This window comes from Psittacicella hinzii (genome assembly GCF_003585885.1).
Lineage (GTDB): Bacteria > Pseudomonadota > Gammaproteobacteria > Enterobacterales > Psittacicellaceae > Psittacicella.
This window is the reverse complement of sequence record NZ_NRHC01000013.1, coordinates 1-16,321: the sequence shown is the minus strand read 5'-3', so window position 1 is coordinate 16,321 and position 16,321 is coordinate 1. Positions and strand designations below refer to the sequence as shown.

Genomic DNA, 16,321 nt, shown 5'->3' with positions numbered 1-16,321 from the left:
CTACAATTGCGGAATTCAGGCCAAAACAATTTCTGCAAGCGGTTACTCGCGACGGTTTTGGTAAACACTTATTCCACCAATGGCGTTATCTTGATGACGCAGGTACCCAAGAGAACCCTGAATTTAGTTTAAACTTCCCAGAGTACAAAGGAGCTAGTATCTTAGTTGCCAGAGAAAACTTTGGTTGTGGTTCTTCACGTGAACATGCTCCTTGGGCATTAGCGGACTATGGCATTAAAGTAATGATTGCTCCAAGCTTTGCAGATATCTTTTACAACAATAGCTTTAACAACCATATGCTACCAATTAAGCTAAGTGAGCAAGAAGTAGATGAAATCTTTACTTGGGTTAGAGCTAACCCTGGCAAAGAAATCAAAGTAGACTTAGTTAAACAAGAAGTGCAAGTAGGTGATACTACTTACACTTTTGAAGTAAATGCTTTTAATAAGCACTGTCTGCTAAATGGGTTAGACAATATAGGTTTAACCTTAGAGCATGCTGAAGCGATTAAAGCTTATGAAGATAAAATCCCTAGCTTCTTACGTTAGGTAAGGCTTAAAGGATTAAGGCTTAGAGGGCAAAGCTATTAACTCACTTTGTGCTCACAAGCTTACCCTAATGCTAAACCTGATGCACTTTACACATAAACAGGCTTTGAGCCTATGGCTTTTTTGCTTATAGCTTTCTAGCTTAGGGCAGGCATTGCGCCTATGTAGCTTCTTAGCTTACGGCAACTACGCCTAGGGTTCTTAGTCACTAGCATCTTGACCTACTAGCATTGAAGAACGTTAATTTAATTAATCCTCGAGGCTTACACCCCGAGGATTTTTAAATGTTCCAAATATCTCTGTGCTGTACCTCAAATGTTAGTTTCTCTTTTTGTCTAGCATTTGAGCCAGTAGCTCACTTTTAGTTACTTACACCTTTAAACTCTTGGCGATAAGCATTGGGAGTATAACCTGTAGCTTGGATAAAAAATCTATTGAAAGAATTTAACTCTTCAAACCCTAGGTAAAAGGCTATCTCTCCACAATCTAGTTCTTGCATTCTTAACATATGACAAGCTACTTGTAATCTTACCTCTACTAATAGTTGTTGGTAATTAACTCCCATTTCAGTTAGTCTTCTTTGTAAAGTGCGTTTACTAGTATGTAAATGATGTGCTAGGTTCTCTAAACTAGGTTTACTACCATTCATCATAGTAAACAGAGCACTTTTTACTTGTTCAAGATAATTCTCTGGAGCTTGTTGCTCTAACCCTGGAACTAAGTAACTTAGTAAATCAGGATTGTAAGTGATAAAAGGTTGCTCGAGGTAATAACTTGCAAAGTAAATTACATCTTGCGCACTAGCAAAATATACAGGACAACCAAAGAACTCTTGATATGCAGGGGAGGCTTTACTTCGTTTTAAATAAACTGCTTGCGGTTTGATTGCTGTGCCTAATCCAAACTTGAGCATTGTTAGTAAGTTCGAGAAAAAGCTATCAAGCACTATTGGATCTAAACTCTCGCCACTTTCCCAATTAACGGTAATCATAATGCTGGAGTTCAGCGTTTGGTACTGCAATATCTCTGGACAAGTTACTTTCTTGAAGCGCTTGAGTTTTTCTAAAGCTTCGCCAAAGTTCTTACTGTGCGCTGCTACAAAAGTACCTGGATCTAACTGGGAAATATTTTCTACTTCGCCTAACTTCAAACCAATTAACGGATCATTAAACTGTTTTGCTAGATAAGCAAAGATTTGTTGATACTGCTCAATTGATACTTGAGCCTGCATACTGCTATCTAACGGTTTGATTCTTAAAGCTTGGTAAAGCGTTGCAATATCAATCCCCAGAGTTGTAAACCTTTGGATTGCAGTATGACCTAAAGTTAAAGTTTTTTTCACTTAATGCTCCGTAATTTCTTTAAAGTTAGAACTTAGAGTTACTACTTGCTTGGCTAACTAGTAGCTTTCTTGGTTAACTCTATCTTGAGTTAAATAAACTTCAACTTGTTGTTTATATCTATCTGCGCGAATCTTCGAAAAGTAATCAATTGCCATTAACATACAAGCAGTAGTAACAAAAGTAAACGCCACTCCTTTAATGATAACATTGTGGCTATAAAGTAAAGTAGCTACTCCTCCTAAGAAAAACACCGCACTCACTGCAGCCGTCGCTGTGTATAGATATTGAAAGCTTGCCACACGTTCAAGTTCTTGTTGTGCAAAATTAACCCCTGCTGTAAGTTGATAAGCTTCCTCAACTTTAGGCATTGCTTGGTAGTTTGACCAAGCCATAGCTACTCCAATCCCAACAAAGATTAGCGCTACTAACCAAAATGGAATTACTAAGTACTTAACCGCAGGTGCATAACTCACAAAATACGCAATCGTTACGCTCATTGCTAAAACTAAAGCCGTAACCGCAATCGCTACTCCTTCCAGAAGTTCTCCACGATACCAAGCCAATGTATGTTGTAACATCTATCCCTCTCGTTCTTTGTTCTTTATTCTATGCTCTTTGTTCTTTGTTCTAGAGGTTAAAACCTTAACTCTATTTGTCCAGTTTTAACTTTAATTTGTCCAATTCTTTAATTTGTCTACTATAGTTTAAAGATTATATCAGCTAAATTCCAAACAAGACCTTTACCTAAGAGTAAAGGTCTTGTTTCTCGTTAGTATACTTGCTAGCTGATTAGTTAACTTGCTAGCTGATTAGTTAACTTGCTAGCTGATTAGTTAACTCGCTAACTAGTCTACATCCACCTACTAACCAACAATACTTTTTGGTTCTAGGTAATGACTTAAACCAAATTGACCGTACTCTCTTCCTAAACCTGATAATTTAACCCCACCAAATGGAACTTTATTATCGTGGTTGAATGGGTCATTGATTTTTACTTGTCCTGACTCAATATATTTCGCTACTTGTAAAGCGCGTTCTCTACTTGCAGAACTTACGTAAGCCATTAAGCCGTATGGAGTATCGTTAGCAATGGCAATTGCTTGCGCTTCATCTTGGTAAGGAATAATGCAAAGTACTGGTCCAAAGATTTCTTCTTGAGCAATGCGCATTTTATTATCAACATTGGTAAAGATAGTTGGACGATTGAAGTTACCACGAGTTAACCCCTCTGGACGACCTAGACCACCAACAAGTAACTCTGCTTTGTCTTCTTCTAAACCAATACGGATATACTCTTGTACACGTTGGTATTGGGCTTTGCTTACAGATGGCCCTACAGTTACACGAGGGTCATGTGGATCACCAGATAATTGGTATTTTTCTACAAACTCTTTAGCAATCGCGTTTACTTGTGCTAGTTTAGAAGCTGGAACTAATAATCGGGTAGCAGCAATACATGCCTGGCCGTTATTCATGAATGCTGCCCCGATAGCTTGAGGGATTACTTGCTCTAAATCAGCGTCATCTAGAATAATGTTTGGTGATTTCCCACCTAACTCTAGGGTAACGCGTTTCATAGTATCAACTGCACCACGAGCAATTGTTTTCCCTACATTAGTTGAACCTGTAAATGTAATTTTACTAATATCAGGGTGTTGCGTAATTCCATTACCAATTACAGCGCCATCACCGTTTACAATATTAACTAACCCCGCAGGTAATTGTGCTTGCTCTAAACACTCCATCATTACTTGAGTTTGACGAGCAGACAGTTCACTTGGCTTAATTACACAAGTACAACCTGCAGCAATTGCAGCTGAAACTTTAGAGCAAATAAATAAGTTACTTGCATTCCAAGGGATTACTACGCCAACCACACCTACAGGGTTTAGTTCTACTGTTGAGCGACCTAGAGGTCTCGAGAACTCATAAGTATCTAACAGGTCAATCATAGTTTGTACATCATCAATCCCAGTATCAATACTAAAAGGTGCATACATAGCCACACCGCCGTACTCTTCAACTACCGCATCAATTAAATCCTGACGACGTTGTTTTAAAGCGTCTAACCAACGTTTTAAAATTTCTTGTCTTTGTTTTGGTGTACTAAAATGGAATGTTGCAAAAGCTTTCTTAGCTGCCACTACTGCTATATCTAAGTCAGCTTGGTTACCTAAAGTAACTTGTGCCATTGGCTCATCTGTAATTGGACTTACTAATTCTAAAACTTGTGTGCCTTGTGGTTGTACAAATTTACCGTCAATAAAGAATTGGTTGTATTGTTGCATATTATCCTCTAAAAAGTTGAATGTTTTGTTGTCTTCAATGTTTTACTTGGTGTTTTGTTAAGTTGTCTATTTGCTCTTTCTTATAACCAGTAATCAAGTAATGACTGTTAGTTAGGAATGAACGTAAACTGTTAACTTTTCTTTCTGAGGATATTATAGAATTTTGCGCAACAAACCCTTTAATCCAAATACGCCAATATTACAGCAAATCACGCCAAAAAGCATTTTGTAGAAAAAGGTCATGAAAATAATGAAAGCATAAATAATTAAAGCAAGGATAAGTTAAAGCATCAAGTAGAGGATTTACGCAATTTTCCTTCATAACAAAACCTCCCCATACCAATGGCATGGGGAGGTTTTGTTTACTTTGAGCTCGTTTACTGTCGAGCTAGCTATCTTTTTTAATTAAAGAATAAACCGTAGAAGAATACTACTAAGATAATGATTGGTAAAACATATTTTACGTAGTTGTACCAAACATTAACTGTGGTTGGACCTGCACAGTAAGATAACTCTTTTTTCGCTTCATCTTTAAGGCAAAAACCTGTGAATAAACAAGTACCTAAAGCTGTAAGCACAAAGAGAATGTTACCAGAAGTAAAGTCAAACCAGTCAAAGATACTTGAGCTAAATGCTGATGGAATGTTACCAAGGATAAATGTACCTAGTAATACAATCGCAATAGCTAACTGACGGTTCATTTTTGCTTTTTCTGATAAAGCTGTAATTAATACTTCGTACAGAGTTACTGAAGTAGTTAAAGCTGCTACTAACAGTAACACAAAGAAGATTACACCAAACACAGCACCAAATGCCATTTTACTGAAAACAATTGGTAGAGTTTTGAAAACTAGTGAAGGACCTGAATCTGGTGATAAACCAAATGAGAATAAACTTGGGAAAATCATGAAGCCAGCCATTACCGCAATTAACGTATTAATAATTGCTGTAATAATTGACGTTTTTACTAAGTCTTCTTGCTTTGATAAGTAAGAACTTAAAGTAATTAACACTCCAAAACCTAAGCTAAGTGCAAAGAATACTTGCCCTAAAACGAAGATAAATAATTGCGGAGTAATTTTACTAAAGTCTGGTTTTAAATAGAAGCTAATCCCTTCCATTGAACCAGGTAAAGTAACGTTACGAATAACCATTACTAGTAAGAAGATAAAGAGAATTGGCATTAAGAAGCGTACACTTCTTTCAATCCCGTCGATAATCCCTTTAGAAAGAATGAACCAGTTGATTGCCACAAAAAGCGCTGTGAAGATAGTAATTGCATATGGAGAATTTACAATTGATTCTTCATAGAACTTCTCGGTAAAAGCAGCGTCTACTTCTTGACCTATTGGTAAGGCACCACTAATTACATCGTAGATATAACTAAATACCCAACCACCAATTACCATGTAGTAAGCAATAATACCAAAACACCCAGCTAGTCCCATATAAGCAACTATTTTCCAGAGTGGATTGATCTTTTTACCATTTGCAGTACCACCAAAGGCATCTACACAGTTTACTTGGCGTCTACGACCTATGACATTCTCGACTAGGATCATCGGAATCCCGATTACTAACATACAGATACAGAAGAGAAGTACATAAGCTCCCCCACCATTTTGACCTACTAAATAGGGAAATCGCCAAGTAGCTCCAAAACCAATGGTTGCTCCAGCTACTGTCAAAATATAAGTTACCCTACTCGACCACGTTTGTCTTTCTTCATTTGCCATAGATTACTCCCTATGAGTTAGCAAAATTATATATTTTTTAAAACGCTATATATAATAGCGAAATCTTACGAAAATGTTAAGATTTTTTTAGCTAAAATCTTAAGCGCCCTTATCTTTTAGGTACAAACTTCCAGAGGCAGTACCTAAATATCTTAGTTAATTAAAATAGGTATTGTAAGTAAGTCTATTTAAGTCTATATAGGGAATTTTGGGTTATGACAAACACCTATTTACTTTACAGTTGGTGCACGTGCTTAAAGCATACTTAAAGATGTAGTTATGTATTTAAACCTATTTAAACCTAGTTTAAACTCATATACATCAGCTTGTCCTCCGACACACATACACGCATACTAGTCACTTAGGCATATCTTAGTAATTAACGGGCTATCATGAATCACCCTTAATTAGCATAGATAACCTAATTCGACTGTTTAAACGTAAATAAAAATAAAATTTCACTTGCACGCTCTAAATAAAAATGACCTAAAGTATTTGCTCTTATATCTTATAAATGCACATACGAATTTCGCATATACATCTACCTCTCTCCTGAGCAAACTTTGAAGTGTTCCAAAATGCAAGTGAAACACGGTAATTTTTCCAGAGGAGTACAAACTACTACAAGGAAAAAGAAAAATGTAATGCTAAGGTGCAAATCTTAATTTGCAACTAGCAAAGATAAACTGACTACTTTAGTAAATGAGCTAATGACCCAATGAGCCAATGAGCCAATGAAACAATAAACATAAGAACATAAGCCCTTGAGCTTAGATACAAGTAGCGAAAATTTAGTATTTGTTACTTAAAAAGAAAGAGGAATAATGAACTCGAGATTAGCAAAGTTAAGCAGTTGCTTGTGCGTTTTTGGACGTTTTTTGGACGTTTGTTTAGAAATTCTTAGAATGTTTTGGACTTCTTTTTGAATATCTTTTTGGACGTTTTGTTTTTAGGACGTTTTTGGATATCTTTGTGATATCTCTTTAGACGTCTTTGTAACATCTCTTTAGATGTTGGTTTGAACATCTATTTCAACGCTTTACTCTTCAATTACTTAAAGAGGCTTTGCTAAAAAAGGAAAGGATAATTTACAGATGAGATGGCATTTAACCATACAAGAGTGAAGTGGAAAAAAAGCTTTAGCTGTACAATGGAGCGGTAATATGGCTAGGTTTACTGTGCTGGCTAGCCGTGCCTACTACCTTAAGTAAAATCAACTATAACGGTTTCCCTCCCGTTACTGCCTCTTTTATTTATCCAACCGTACAGCTAAAGTACCGGATCGGAAGAAAAAAGGACGCATGATAGGCGAACCTATCCAACTTCACCCTTGTAGCTTTGGTTATCCGCTATAGGCCAGATATAGCAGATTACAAGGACTTAAGCCCCGAAGTTGTTACGTCCTTCAACCGACTGGTATAAGATTCCGAAGAATCTTACACCAAGATTGACCATAAACCTTTACACAATCACGTATCTGACCCTTGTTTATGTGTAAATGGTTTATGAGCGGAGAGGTGTTACTCTCCCCTAAGCTTTTAGTAAAACTAACCTTTTTGGGACTTAATAAAAAAGTGTTTTTACTAAGAGCAGACGGTTTTCTCTAGATCCAATAAATGCCAAATAATCTATGTAAATTATCCGTGAGAACATTATTAGCCTAGAGCGACATCAGCTTCCACATAAGGTAGATCAAACGCTTGCGCTACCCCTTGGAAGGTAATATGACCTTTGTAAGTGTTTAGACCAGCTTTTAAAGCGCTATCAGCACGACATGCAGCTTCAACACCTTTGTTTGCTAACTCTATACCATATTTTAACGTAGAGTTAGTTAAGGCAATAGTTGAAGTACGAGCTACACAACCAGGCATATTTGCCACACAGTAATGTACAACACCATCAACCAGATATACTGGCTCATTGTGCGTAGTAGCTTTACTGGTTTCAAAACAACCACCTTGGTCGATTGCTACGTCAGTAAGGATAGCTCCTTGTTTCATCAGCTTTAAATCTTCTCGACGAACTAATTTCGGTGCTTTCGCTCCAGGAATTAATACTGCGCCAATTACTGCATCAGCTTCAGGAAGCTCTGCTAGTAAGTTTTCACGGCTTGAGAATAATGTCTTGATACGCATAGAGAACATTTGGTCGATATAAGCTAAACGATTAGCATCTATATCCATAATGGTTACATCAGCACCCATGCCCATAGCAATTTGCGCTGCGTTTAAACCAACAATCCCACCACCTAAAATTAGCACTTTGCCTTTAGGTGTACCAGGAACCCCACTAAAGAGTTGACCACGTCCACCGAAAGTAATTTGGCTGTATTTAGCAGATTCTAATGCCGCTAAACGCCCAGCAATTTGACTCATTGGTTGTAAACAAGGTAACCCCGCTGGAGTTTTGATTGTTTCATATGCCACTGCAGAAATATTTTTCTCGATTAACATCTCGGTTAATTCTCGATCTGCAGCTAGGTGAAGATACGTATATAAAACGGTGTTTGGTTTAAAGTAAGAGTACTCCGATGGAATAGGCTCTTTTACTTTGATGATCATCTCAGCGTTAGCAAAGACTTCTTCCTTGCTGGCTAGAATAGCACCGGCGGCTTTATAATCTTCATCCGCGAAACCAATTGCTACCCCTGCATTATGCTCAACGTATACTGTATGACCTTCTTGGACATATGCTCTTACATTATCCGGAGTTAGACCAACACGATACTCTTGAACTTTAACTTCTTTTGGGCAACCGATTATCATACGTATTCCTCACTTATATCAAGTTTAAAACTGAAAAGCTTTACTTAAACATCTTGTAATTAAAAGCTTTGTCTTCTTAAAACCTGTTATTTTTCTCAAAAGAATAAATCCTTTGCCAACTAACTAAACATTTAACCTAGGCTCTAGGGGAAGTAAGTTATAAGGATTACTTAAGACTTACTTTTTATCCTACTCGTTACCCTACTGCTTGTTATCCTACAGCCTGTTATCCTACTGCTCGTTATCTTACCGTTCTTCCTTACAGCTCTTACCATTTCTTACTGTCATCTCTACTTTACTAATCTTACTAGTTATCTTTAAGTTAGTTTAAAAATGAAAGTTAAACTAAAACTAGAAGTAAAAATAAGAATAGAGGTAAAAGTAAAAAGTAATTGCTAAGAGTACAAAGATAGTGATAAGATAATCATAGGGCAATGCTAGCTCTAAACTTATCTTGAGGTCGTTCTCAGACTATTCAGAGATAATCCAGAGACAATCACTGACAATCTAGAGATAATCCTAAGACAATCACTTAGCTATCTTCACATCAGCTCCTATTCTTAGATAATAGTACTTACTAAGAATAATAATTATGAATATCTATTAAGTACCTTAAAAGTACCCAAAGCACCCATAAATGAGCAAGCTGATGTTTGAATTGAGATCTTGCTAAGTTCAACTGATGTTTAGCTGTTAGCTACTTGTTGTAGTTCAGCAGGGCAACAGTTAAAATGTTCAGCAGTTCAGCAAAAGCCTAATGTCTCATTCTAATAATGCAGTCGTCGTGAGCATAGAGAGCTAGACTAGTAAGTTACTAGTTGTACCTGCTATGCTAGTTTAGTTAGCATAAATGCAGACTAAAGTAACAGACTACTAGTTTGAATAAAAGACTTTAGCAAAACCTTTCTGTACTTAAAACCTAGTTCTCTACTTATTAAACTAGATAGAATTCTAGTTTCCTAGTACAACTCTAGTCTCCTAGTACAGATGCCAAGCAAAATCCCAGAGCAGAATAGTTGCCTAAAGTTTACAATACTCTAACCGCTGGGGATTAAAATACTGCGTGTTATTTGTTAGTTAACGTTTAATTAATTTTCTTTGAGAAAAAAGAGGCTTTAATTATCTCTAACTTTTTACCGGTTATCCTTAATTTGCTACCTTAGATTACTGTTAACTGCCTTTACCTTGAAGATAAGGCTATATACAGTAGTCCATATACAGTATCTATATATAAAAGATAGCTTAAATAGCTTCTTAAATAGCTTAAAGGAGGTAAAAAGTCTAGCTAATAAAATTGGATATTAAAGTAAGAAAAAAGTCTTTAACAATTTGTTTTTGTTTCAAAAAATTTATTAAATCTCTTTTTCTGTCTAAAGTATATTCCAATTTGAGGAAAAAGCTAGCTTTACGTCAGAGATATTTCGCGTTTTGCGTCATGCGTCACACTTTTCAAAGCTTCTAAATAGAATTTGATATAAATGAGAACATTTTTATAGCAGTTCTCAGTTAGTAATAATCTGATAAGAAAGGCTAAGTTAATTTTTTTATTTAGGAAAGCTACAAACCTAAATTTAACTTATCCTCTAAAGTGAGAATTTCAAATCCTCTTAAAAAACTTAAGAGAACTTTAAAAAAGAATGGCCTTTATTTGTCTTGTTTCCCGCCGTGCTCGGCTTGAACCTAGTTAGACAAAACATAAGCATATCAAGATTTTGCGTAAATTGCAAGACAACGGTGCTGAAAAAGCGTATTTTTATTTTTCTTAGTAAGGTGTTCTTTACTGATTTCTTAACAAGAAAAACGGTCAAAACCTTTGTGAAGTTATGCCAAAATTAGCAAAAAAGGGTCAGAAATTTTTTCAAAAAGGAATTGTAAAATACGATCATTACTTTTCATTTACGATCAATAATTAAATGTCAGATTTTAATTATTAAGATGATATCTTATAAAAATAAATAGCAAAGGCAATTTTTATTTTTATATGTAGCTTATTAAAATTAACTAAAGTCTTTCTATACTTATACATTATCACGAATAAACGCAAAGCTTAAAAAAATTCATTATTTTTATAAAAAACTGTAGTCGCCTACTAACAGTTTTTTACAAAAATAACCATAATCACATACTAAAATTAAGGGTTTTTCATAAACTTCGCTTATCGGTTTTCTCGTAAAACTTCAAATATGAGAAAAAATTAAAAGAAAAATAAATTTATTTGTCAAAATCCCCAACCGAAAAAGAGTAAAAGTTCTTAGCTATCCTTAGAATGAAATTTTTTTCAAAATTTTTGAGTAAACTTCTCGCTTTATTAATAACTAGCAATTAGAAATTAGATACTGCTATATCATCTATTAATGACCTATCTTTACCTCAATTTCTCCAAGCCTAAACTTAACAACCTTTAAGTTAGCGCTCAACCTCTCTCCTTAAAAAACAGCAAAACCCACACTCAAAGCTCAAGAAAAAAGCAAGGTAGTTTACCCTGCTATACTCAATTTACTCCCTACATTTGTTCTTGATACATTTACTCCGACAGCTACACTTGAGCTGTATAGAGTTAGATATGTGCTAGGAGTCTGTACTGGCTACATTTGCGCACTACAAAGTTTGATCTATGCTAGGTCTGTGCTAGGTCTGCTCTAGATCAGTACTGGCTACGCTTGAGCAGAGCTTAGCTCAAATCTCAAACATAGGTCACAACTTCAACAAATTTCTCTCCTTTTTTCTCTTCTTTTCATTATAATAAGTCGAAATTGTTGTATATATCAAGCCAAAACCCGAGGGTTTAGCCATGATAAAAAAATTTATTTTCCTTGCAAGTGCGCTTGCATTAGGAGCATGTGGTCAAGAAAATACAGCTCATCAAGACCACAAAGCATCACCTTCTCATCAAGACCTTAATCACACGCGAACTTTACAAGTTACCGCTCAATGGGAGATTAACTCTTTAGATCCTGCTAAAGTTGGTTATATTTTCTATGCTATGCAACTTGCAGAAAACCTAGTGGAGACTAATCCTGCGGGTGAACTAGTACCAGGTTTAGCAGTTAAGTGGGAAGCTAATAAAGACGCAAGCGTGTGGACTTTTACGCTTCGTGACGGCGTTAAGTTTCATGACCTTACTTCTTTAAATGCACAGGCAGTTAAAAATAGTCTGGAAGTCGCTTTATCTAAACCAACTTTATTAGCTAATGCTCACATTGAAGAAATTAAAGTAATCGATGAGCACACGCTGGAGTTTCATTTACATCGTGGTTTAGAAAGCTTCCCTGCGTTTTTAGCACACAGCTCGGCAATTATCTTATCACCAGCGGCATACAATGAAAGCAAAGAAGTAACTGCAATTATTGGTACCGGACCTTATAAAGTTAAGGAAATCGAACCCCCACAAAAATTAACCGCGCAATACTTCAAAGAGTATTGGGGCGATCAAGCAATTATTCATAATGTCTCTTACTTAGCCAATAGTCGCGTAGAAACGCGTACCATTTTAGTGCAAAGTGATCCGAGCTATTTAGTTTACAATCTAGATTATGCGAGTGCTCAACGCTTACGCCTCAACTCGAGGGTTGTGGTTGCAAGTAAACCAATTGCGCGTACTATTCAAATTAAACTAAACCTTGCTCATCCTTTACTTGCGCAAAATGAACTCCGTCACGTACTAAGTGAAGCCATTGACCGTACTGCCATTGCCGAGCAACTACTTGGTATTAACCAAGGACAAGCTTACCAATTGCTTCCTCCAGCATATTCCCAATGGCAAGATACTCATGCTCATGCTAAAGAGATTAACTACCAAGTTTTACAAAACAAACTTGCAGATCTTGGCTGGAAGTTAAACGCTAACCAACAATTGGTAAATGCTCAAGGACAAGAGTTTGTTCTTAATCTCCGCACTTTCCCAGACCGTGCCGAGTTACCTTTAATCGCCACAGCTTTACAAGATCAATGGCAAAAACTTGGCATTAAAGTAAACATTCTTATTGGCAACTCTTCAGAGATTGCTTCTGGACACCAAGACGGTAGCCTTGAAATGGCTCTCTACTCCCGTAACTATGGTAGCTTACCAGACCCAACTGGAATCTTACGTCAAGACTTCAAAGTAGGAGGCTCTGACTGGGGAACCATGAACTGGCAAGGAGCTGGTAAATTCATCGACATGCTTAACAATCATGAAAAACCTGAAGTACTCATTAAGTACCTCAACGATGAACTACCAATTATTCCCGTAGTCTACGCTCTAAGCAATGTCGCTCACAGCCGTGAACTTGGTGGTTTAGAATTAGATCCATTTGAGCGTACTTACTACCTCAATAAACTTTATTGGATCCAAGACGCTAGCAACAAGCAAGAGCCAACAAAATAGCAACAAAGTTGCAAAAGATTGTTGTAAAACTGCAACCTGCAACATGCAACATGCATTCCTAGAATAATGACAGATCTCTAATCTCGCTCTTATTCAAAAGCAAAAATACTAACTAAGATAGAACCGCTTTGTTGTCCGCAACAATTTATCAATTAGCAAACAAAGCGCAGACTGTTCTAGCTTAGTTCTCACTTTCACTCTAACTATTAACTCTCTTGATATATACAACAATCCTAGCCGAGGCTAGAATCAAGTTGAGTTTTTGTTGAAACACAACGAAGAAAAGACAAAAGCAAAGATGAGCCTAGGAGCGTTAGCTCCTAATCTCATCTCTTCCTACCTCTTTGGGTACTTGTACATCTAGGTATTTCTACCTAGTTGCGTACTTGTGTATCCAGCTTTAGCTTTTGCTTTTCTTCTCCAACTACACCTTTCTCCAAACTTCCCTTTATTCCTACCTTAGCTAAAAACCAAGCATTAGCAAGCAATTGCCAATTACCTTTTACCTTATTTCCAGTTACAGTACTTCAGCAGTACTTTATCATTTCATCACGCAAGACAAGCAACAACAAGCGTTTGCGTCTATTCTTGCTTTCCAAGTCTTTGGTAAAACATCTCTTCCTTAACCCTAGACATTTTTAACAATATCCGAGGATATTATGTTTCTGTCAGTTATCAGTAAGCGTCTGGCACAGGTAGCTCTAGTTATCTGGGCTATAGGCACTCTTACCTTTTTAATTACCCAATTTCTTCCAGGCAATCATGCCTATCGTATCGCAGCTAGCCGTTACGGTTACGATCAAGTTGACAGCAATGCTGCTTTAGCTGTTGCTAGTCAACTTGGCTTAGATCAACCTTGGTACTATCGTTACTTTAGTTGGTTTGGCGATCTTCTCCAGTTTAATCTGGGTAACTCTCTTGTGAGTGAAAGACCTGTTTGGCAGGAGATCTCACATCAATTTTCTCATACTTTCACCTTAGCTTTACTTGCTCTAGCCTTAAGTCTACTCATTAGTTTTCCCCTTGGTTTACTCGCTTCGTTAAAACCTAACTCTTGGTGGGATAAAACTACACTCGTACTAAGTACCGCTTTACGCTCTTTACCAGTGTTTATTATTGGTATTATCCTCATGACTATTTTTGCGATGGAGCTTAACTTACTACCAGCTGCAGGCTATGGTGGTTGGCAATACTATCTGCTTCCAGCTTTAACTCTGGCAGTTACTTTAAGCGCAGTAGCTATGCGCATTATTCGCAATGCCTGCCTTGAAGTAAAAGCTAGTTCTTACTACCATTTTGCTCGTTTAAAAGGACTTACTCCTTGGCAAAGTTTTCGCCAACATGGTTGGCGTAACCTTGCTGTGCCGGTTATTAGTTTTTACGGAGTACAAATAGTGTACTTACTTGAGGGGATAGTTGTTGTAGAAAGTCTATTTGCTTGGCCTGGGATAGGTCACGCCATTGTCCATGCTGTACTCGCGCGTGATGTTCCTATGATTCAAGGTACTGCCCTCTTACTCGGCTTAATCTTTGTCGGCTTAAACCTCGCAATTGATCTCCTAAATTGCCTCATTGATCCACGTGCCAAAGGAGCTCAACATGAGTAGTAAAAAACTTCTTACTTATACTGGACTAAGCCTCTTTCTTACCCTAACCCTCTTTGCGTTCCTCACTCCTTACTTTAGTTCGCAGTCCCTTACCCAACAAAATCTTGCTCAAGCTTTACAAGGTTATTCAGCACAAAATTGGTTAGGTACTGATCACTTGGGACGTGACATGCTGGTGCGTCTAGCAGCTGCTTTACGTATTAGTCTGGGGTTAATTCTGATTTGTGTGAGCTTGGCTTTAGTTGCTGGGGTAATCACGGGATTCTTAGCAGCTTACTATGGCAAGGTTTTTGAAGTGGTATTTTCTACTTTAGCTAACCTAGTGCAAGCTTTACCTGGGTTACTTCTGATTTTGCTCTTTGCGGCTTTAGCACCTGGAACTTTTTGGAGTTTATACTTGGGAATTAGTTTGGTAATGTGGGTAGAGTTCTACCGTTTAGTGCGTGCACAAGCGTTAATCTTGGTAAATAGTCCAGCGCTAGAGAACTCCAAACTACAAGGAATGGGGTTATGGTACCTTTGCCGTCGTCATATCTTACCTACTATGTTACCTAACTTGCTGACTATGGCAAGCCTAGGCGCGGGTAACGCGGTATTAGCTCTAGCAACTCTTGGCTTTGCACAAGTGGGGTTACGTCCACCAACGCCAGAGCTTGGCTTAATGATGACTGAACTTTTTCCTTACTACTATTTAGCGCCACAGATCTTTATCTTGCCAATCTTGGCAGTGTTTATCTTGGTTCTTAGTTTACAACTTATGGCGAGCGGGGTTAAAAGCAATGACAACTAAATTAAGCTTAGAACAAGTTGCAGTTTATACTGCAGATTTACAAACATGTTTAGTTGAGCCTCTAAGCCTAGAGCTAGAACTAGGAAACAACTTAACTCTCCTTGGACAAACAGGTTCGGGCAAGAGCTTACTTGCCCAAGCTCTAATGGCTGACTTACCTCCTGGCTTGGTAATGCAAGGTAAAGTTTGCCTCAATGGCAAACCGTTAAACCAAAACGAACGTCGTGCTCTCTGGGGACATAGCTGGGCAATGCTTCCGCAAGAGCCAGTTACTGCGCTTGATCCTACCATGAATATTGGTAAACAGGTCTCCGAGGGTTATATCTACCTTAACAAAACCCCACCCAAACAAGCATGGCAACTCGCCCTCACTAAACTAAAAAGTTTAGCTCTCGCTCCTTTTGCTAAGTACTTTCCTTTTGAGTTATCTGGGGGTATGGCACAAAGAGCAGCTTTTGCAGCAGCTACAACAAAAGAAGTAGAGTTAATTATTGCTGATGAACCAACTAAAGGACTTGATGAACAAAATCGTCAGTTAATTATTAACTTACTCAAACAAAGCAAAGCTTCGGTTCTTACTATAACCCATGATCTTGAAGTTGCTCGACAACTCGGTGGACAGATCATGGTACTCCAACATGGTAAGCTCTGCGAAGCAGGGGCTACGTGCCAAGTTCTAGCAAATCCACAACATGCTTATACCAGAGCTTTAATTAACGCAAGTAATTGGCATGGGAAGTTTGAGCAAGAGCAGGCACTAGCGCAAGAGCATGTGCAACTACAAGAGCAAACTCAAGAGCAAACTCAAGAGCAAACTCAAGAGCAAACTCAAGAGCAAACTCTAGAGCAACAAGCACCAGAGCAAACGCAAGAGCAAA

At 37.6% G+C, this 16,321-nt stretch carries 10 protein-coding genes; 5 read left to right on the top strand and 5 right to left on the bottom strand.

Going from position 1 to position 16,321, the window contains the following annotated elements:
• Positions 1–5: 5 nt before the first annotated feature.
• The gene (leuD, locus tag CKF54_RS01080; protein WP_262407787.1) at positions 6–548 is read left to right on the top strand and encodes a 3-isopropylmalate dehydratase small subunit; all 543 of its coding nucleotides are present in this window, start codon (positions 6–8) and stop codon (positions 546–548) included.
• A gap of 361 nt (positions 549–909) precedes the next feature.
• Here leuD and CKF54_RS01075 read toward each other — a convergent pair whose 3' ends face one another.
• From CKF54_RS01075 to ald, 5 genes are all read right to left on the bottom strand, one after another.
• Positions 910–1,890 (bottom strand): AraC family transcriptional regulator, encoded by a 981-nt coding sequence (locus CKF54_RS01075; RefSeq protein WP_119524442.1) that lies wholly within the window; start codon positions 1,888–1,890, stop codon positions 910–912.
• 57 nt (positions 1,891–1,947) lie between these two features.
• Positions 1,948–2,469 (bottom strand): hypothetical protein, encoded by a 522-nt coding sequence (locus tag CKF54_RS01070; RefSeq protein WP_119524441.1) that lies wholly within the window; start codon positions 2,467–2,469, stop codon positions 1,948–1,950.
• 285 nt (positions 2,470–2,754) lie between these two features.
• Entirely contained in the window at positions 2,755–4,179 is a 1,425-nt protein-coding gene (locus tag CKF54_RS01065; RefSeq protein WP_119524440.1) for an aldehyde dehydrogenase family protein, read from the bottom strand.
• A 401-nt stretch (positions 4,180–4,580) separates the two neighbouring features.
• Complete coding sequence (locus CKF54_RS01060; protein WP_119524439.1) at positions 4,581–5,915, bottom strand: sodium-dependent transporter; 1,335 nt, start codon at positions 5,913–5,915, stop codon at positions 4,581–4,583.
• 1,655 nt (positions 5,916–7,570) lie between these two features.
• Positions 7,571–8,680, bottom strand: a complete 1,110-nt coding sequence (ald, locus tag CKF54_RS01055; protein WP_119524438.1) for an alanine dehydrogenase — start codon at positions 8,678–8,680, stop codon at positions 7,571–7,573.
• A 2,791-nt stretch (positions 8,681–11,471) separates the two neighbouring features.
• On the opposite strand from ald, the gene CKF54_RS01050 reads away from it, so the two are divergent.
• The 4 genes from CKF54_RS01050 to CKF54_RS01035 all read left to right on the top strand — a co-directional run.
• A complete protein-coding gene (locus CKF54_RS01050) occupies positions 11,472–13,046 on the top strand; it encodes an ABC transporter substrate-binding protein (RefSeq protein WP_119524437.1) in 1,575 nt (524 codons plus the stop codon).
• A gap of 659 nt (positions 13,047–13,705) precedes the next feature.
• Positions 13,706–14,653, top strand: a complete 948-nt coding sequence (locus tag CKF54_RS01045; protein ID WP_119524436.1) for an ABC transporter permease — start codon at positions 13,706–13,708, stop codon at positions 14,651–14,653.
• Positions 14,646–15,443, top strand: coding sequence for an ABC transporter permease (locus tag CKF54_RS01040; RefSeq protein WP_119524435.1), 798 nt, complete (start codon positions 14,646–14,648; stop codon positions 15,441–15,443). The genes CKF54_RS01045 and CKF54_RS01040 overlap by 8 nt, the downstream gene beginning before the upstream one ends.
• Positions 15,433–16,321 (top strand): ATP-binding cassette domain-containing protein (locus CKF54_RS01035; protein WP_119524434.1); only part of this gene is annotated, 889 nt, incomplete at its 3' end. The genes CKF54_RS01040 and CKF54_RS01035, both read left to right, overlap by 11 nt.

Excerpts from the sequence above, each read along its gene's own strand:
- CKF54_RS01070 (WP_119524441.1), bottom strand. The coding sequence starts at position 2,469 with ATGTTACAACATACATTGGCTTGGTATCGTGGAGAACTTCTGGAAGGA.
- CKF54_RS01065 (WP_119524440.1), bottom strand. The coding sequence starts at position 4,179 with ATGCAACAATACAACCAATTCTTTATTGACGGTAAATTTGTACAACCA.
- CKF54_RS01060 (WP_119524439.1), bottom strand. The coding sequence starts at position 5,915 with ATGGCAAATGAAGAAAGACAAACGTGGTCGAGTAGGGTAACTTATATT.
- ald (WP_119524438.1), bottom strand. The coding sequence starts at position 8,680 with ATGATAATCGGTTGCCCAAAAGAAGTTAAAGTTCAAGAGTATCGTGTT.
- CKF54_RS01050 (WP_119524437.1), top strand. The coding sequence starts at position 11,472 with ATGATAAAAAAATTTATTTTCCTTGCAAGTGCGCTTGCATTAGGAGCA.
- CKF54_RS01045 (WP_119524436.1), top strand. The coding sequence starts at position 13,706 with ATGTTTCTGTCAGTTATCAGTAAGCGTCTGGCACAGGTAGCTCTAGTT.
- CKF54_RS01040 (WP_119524435.1), top strand. The coding sequence starts at position 14,646 with ATGAGTAGTAAAAAACTTCTTACTTATACTGGACTAAGCCTCTTTCTT.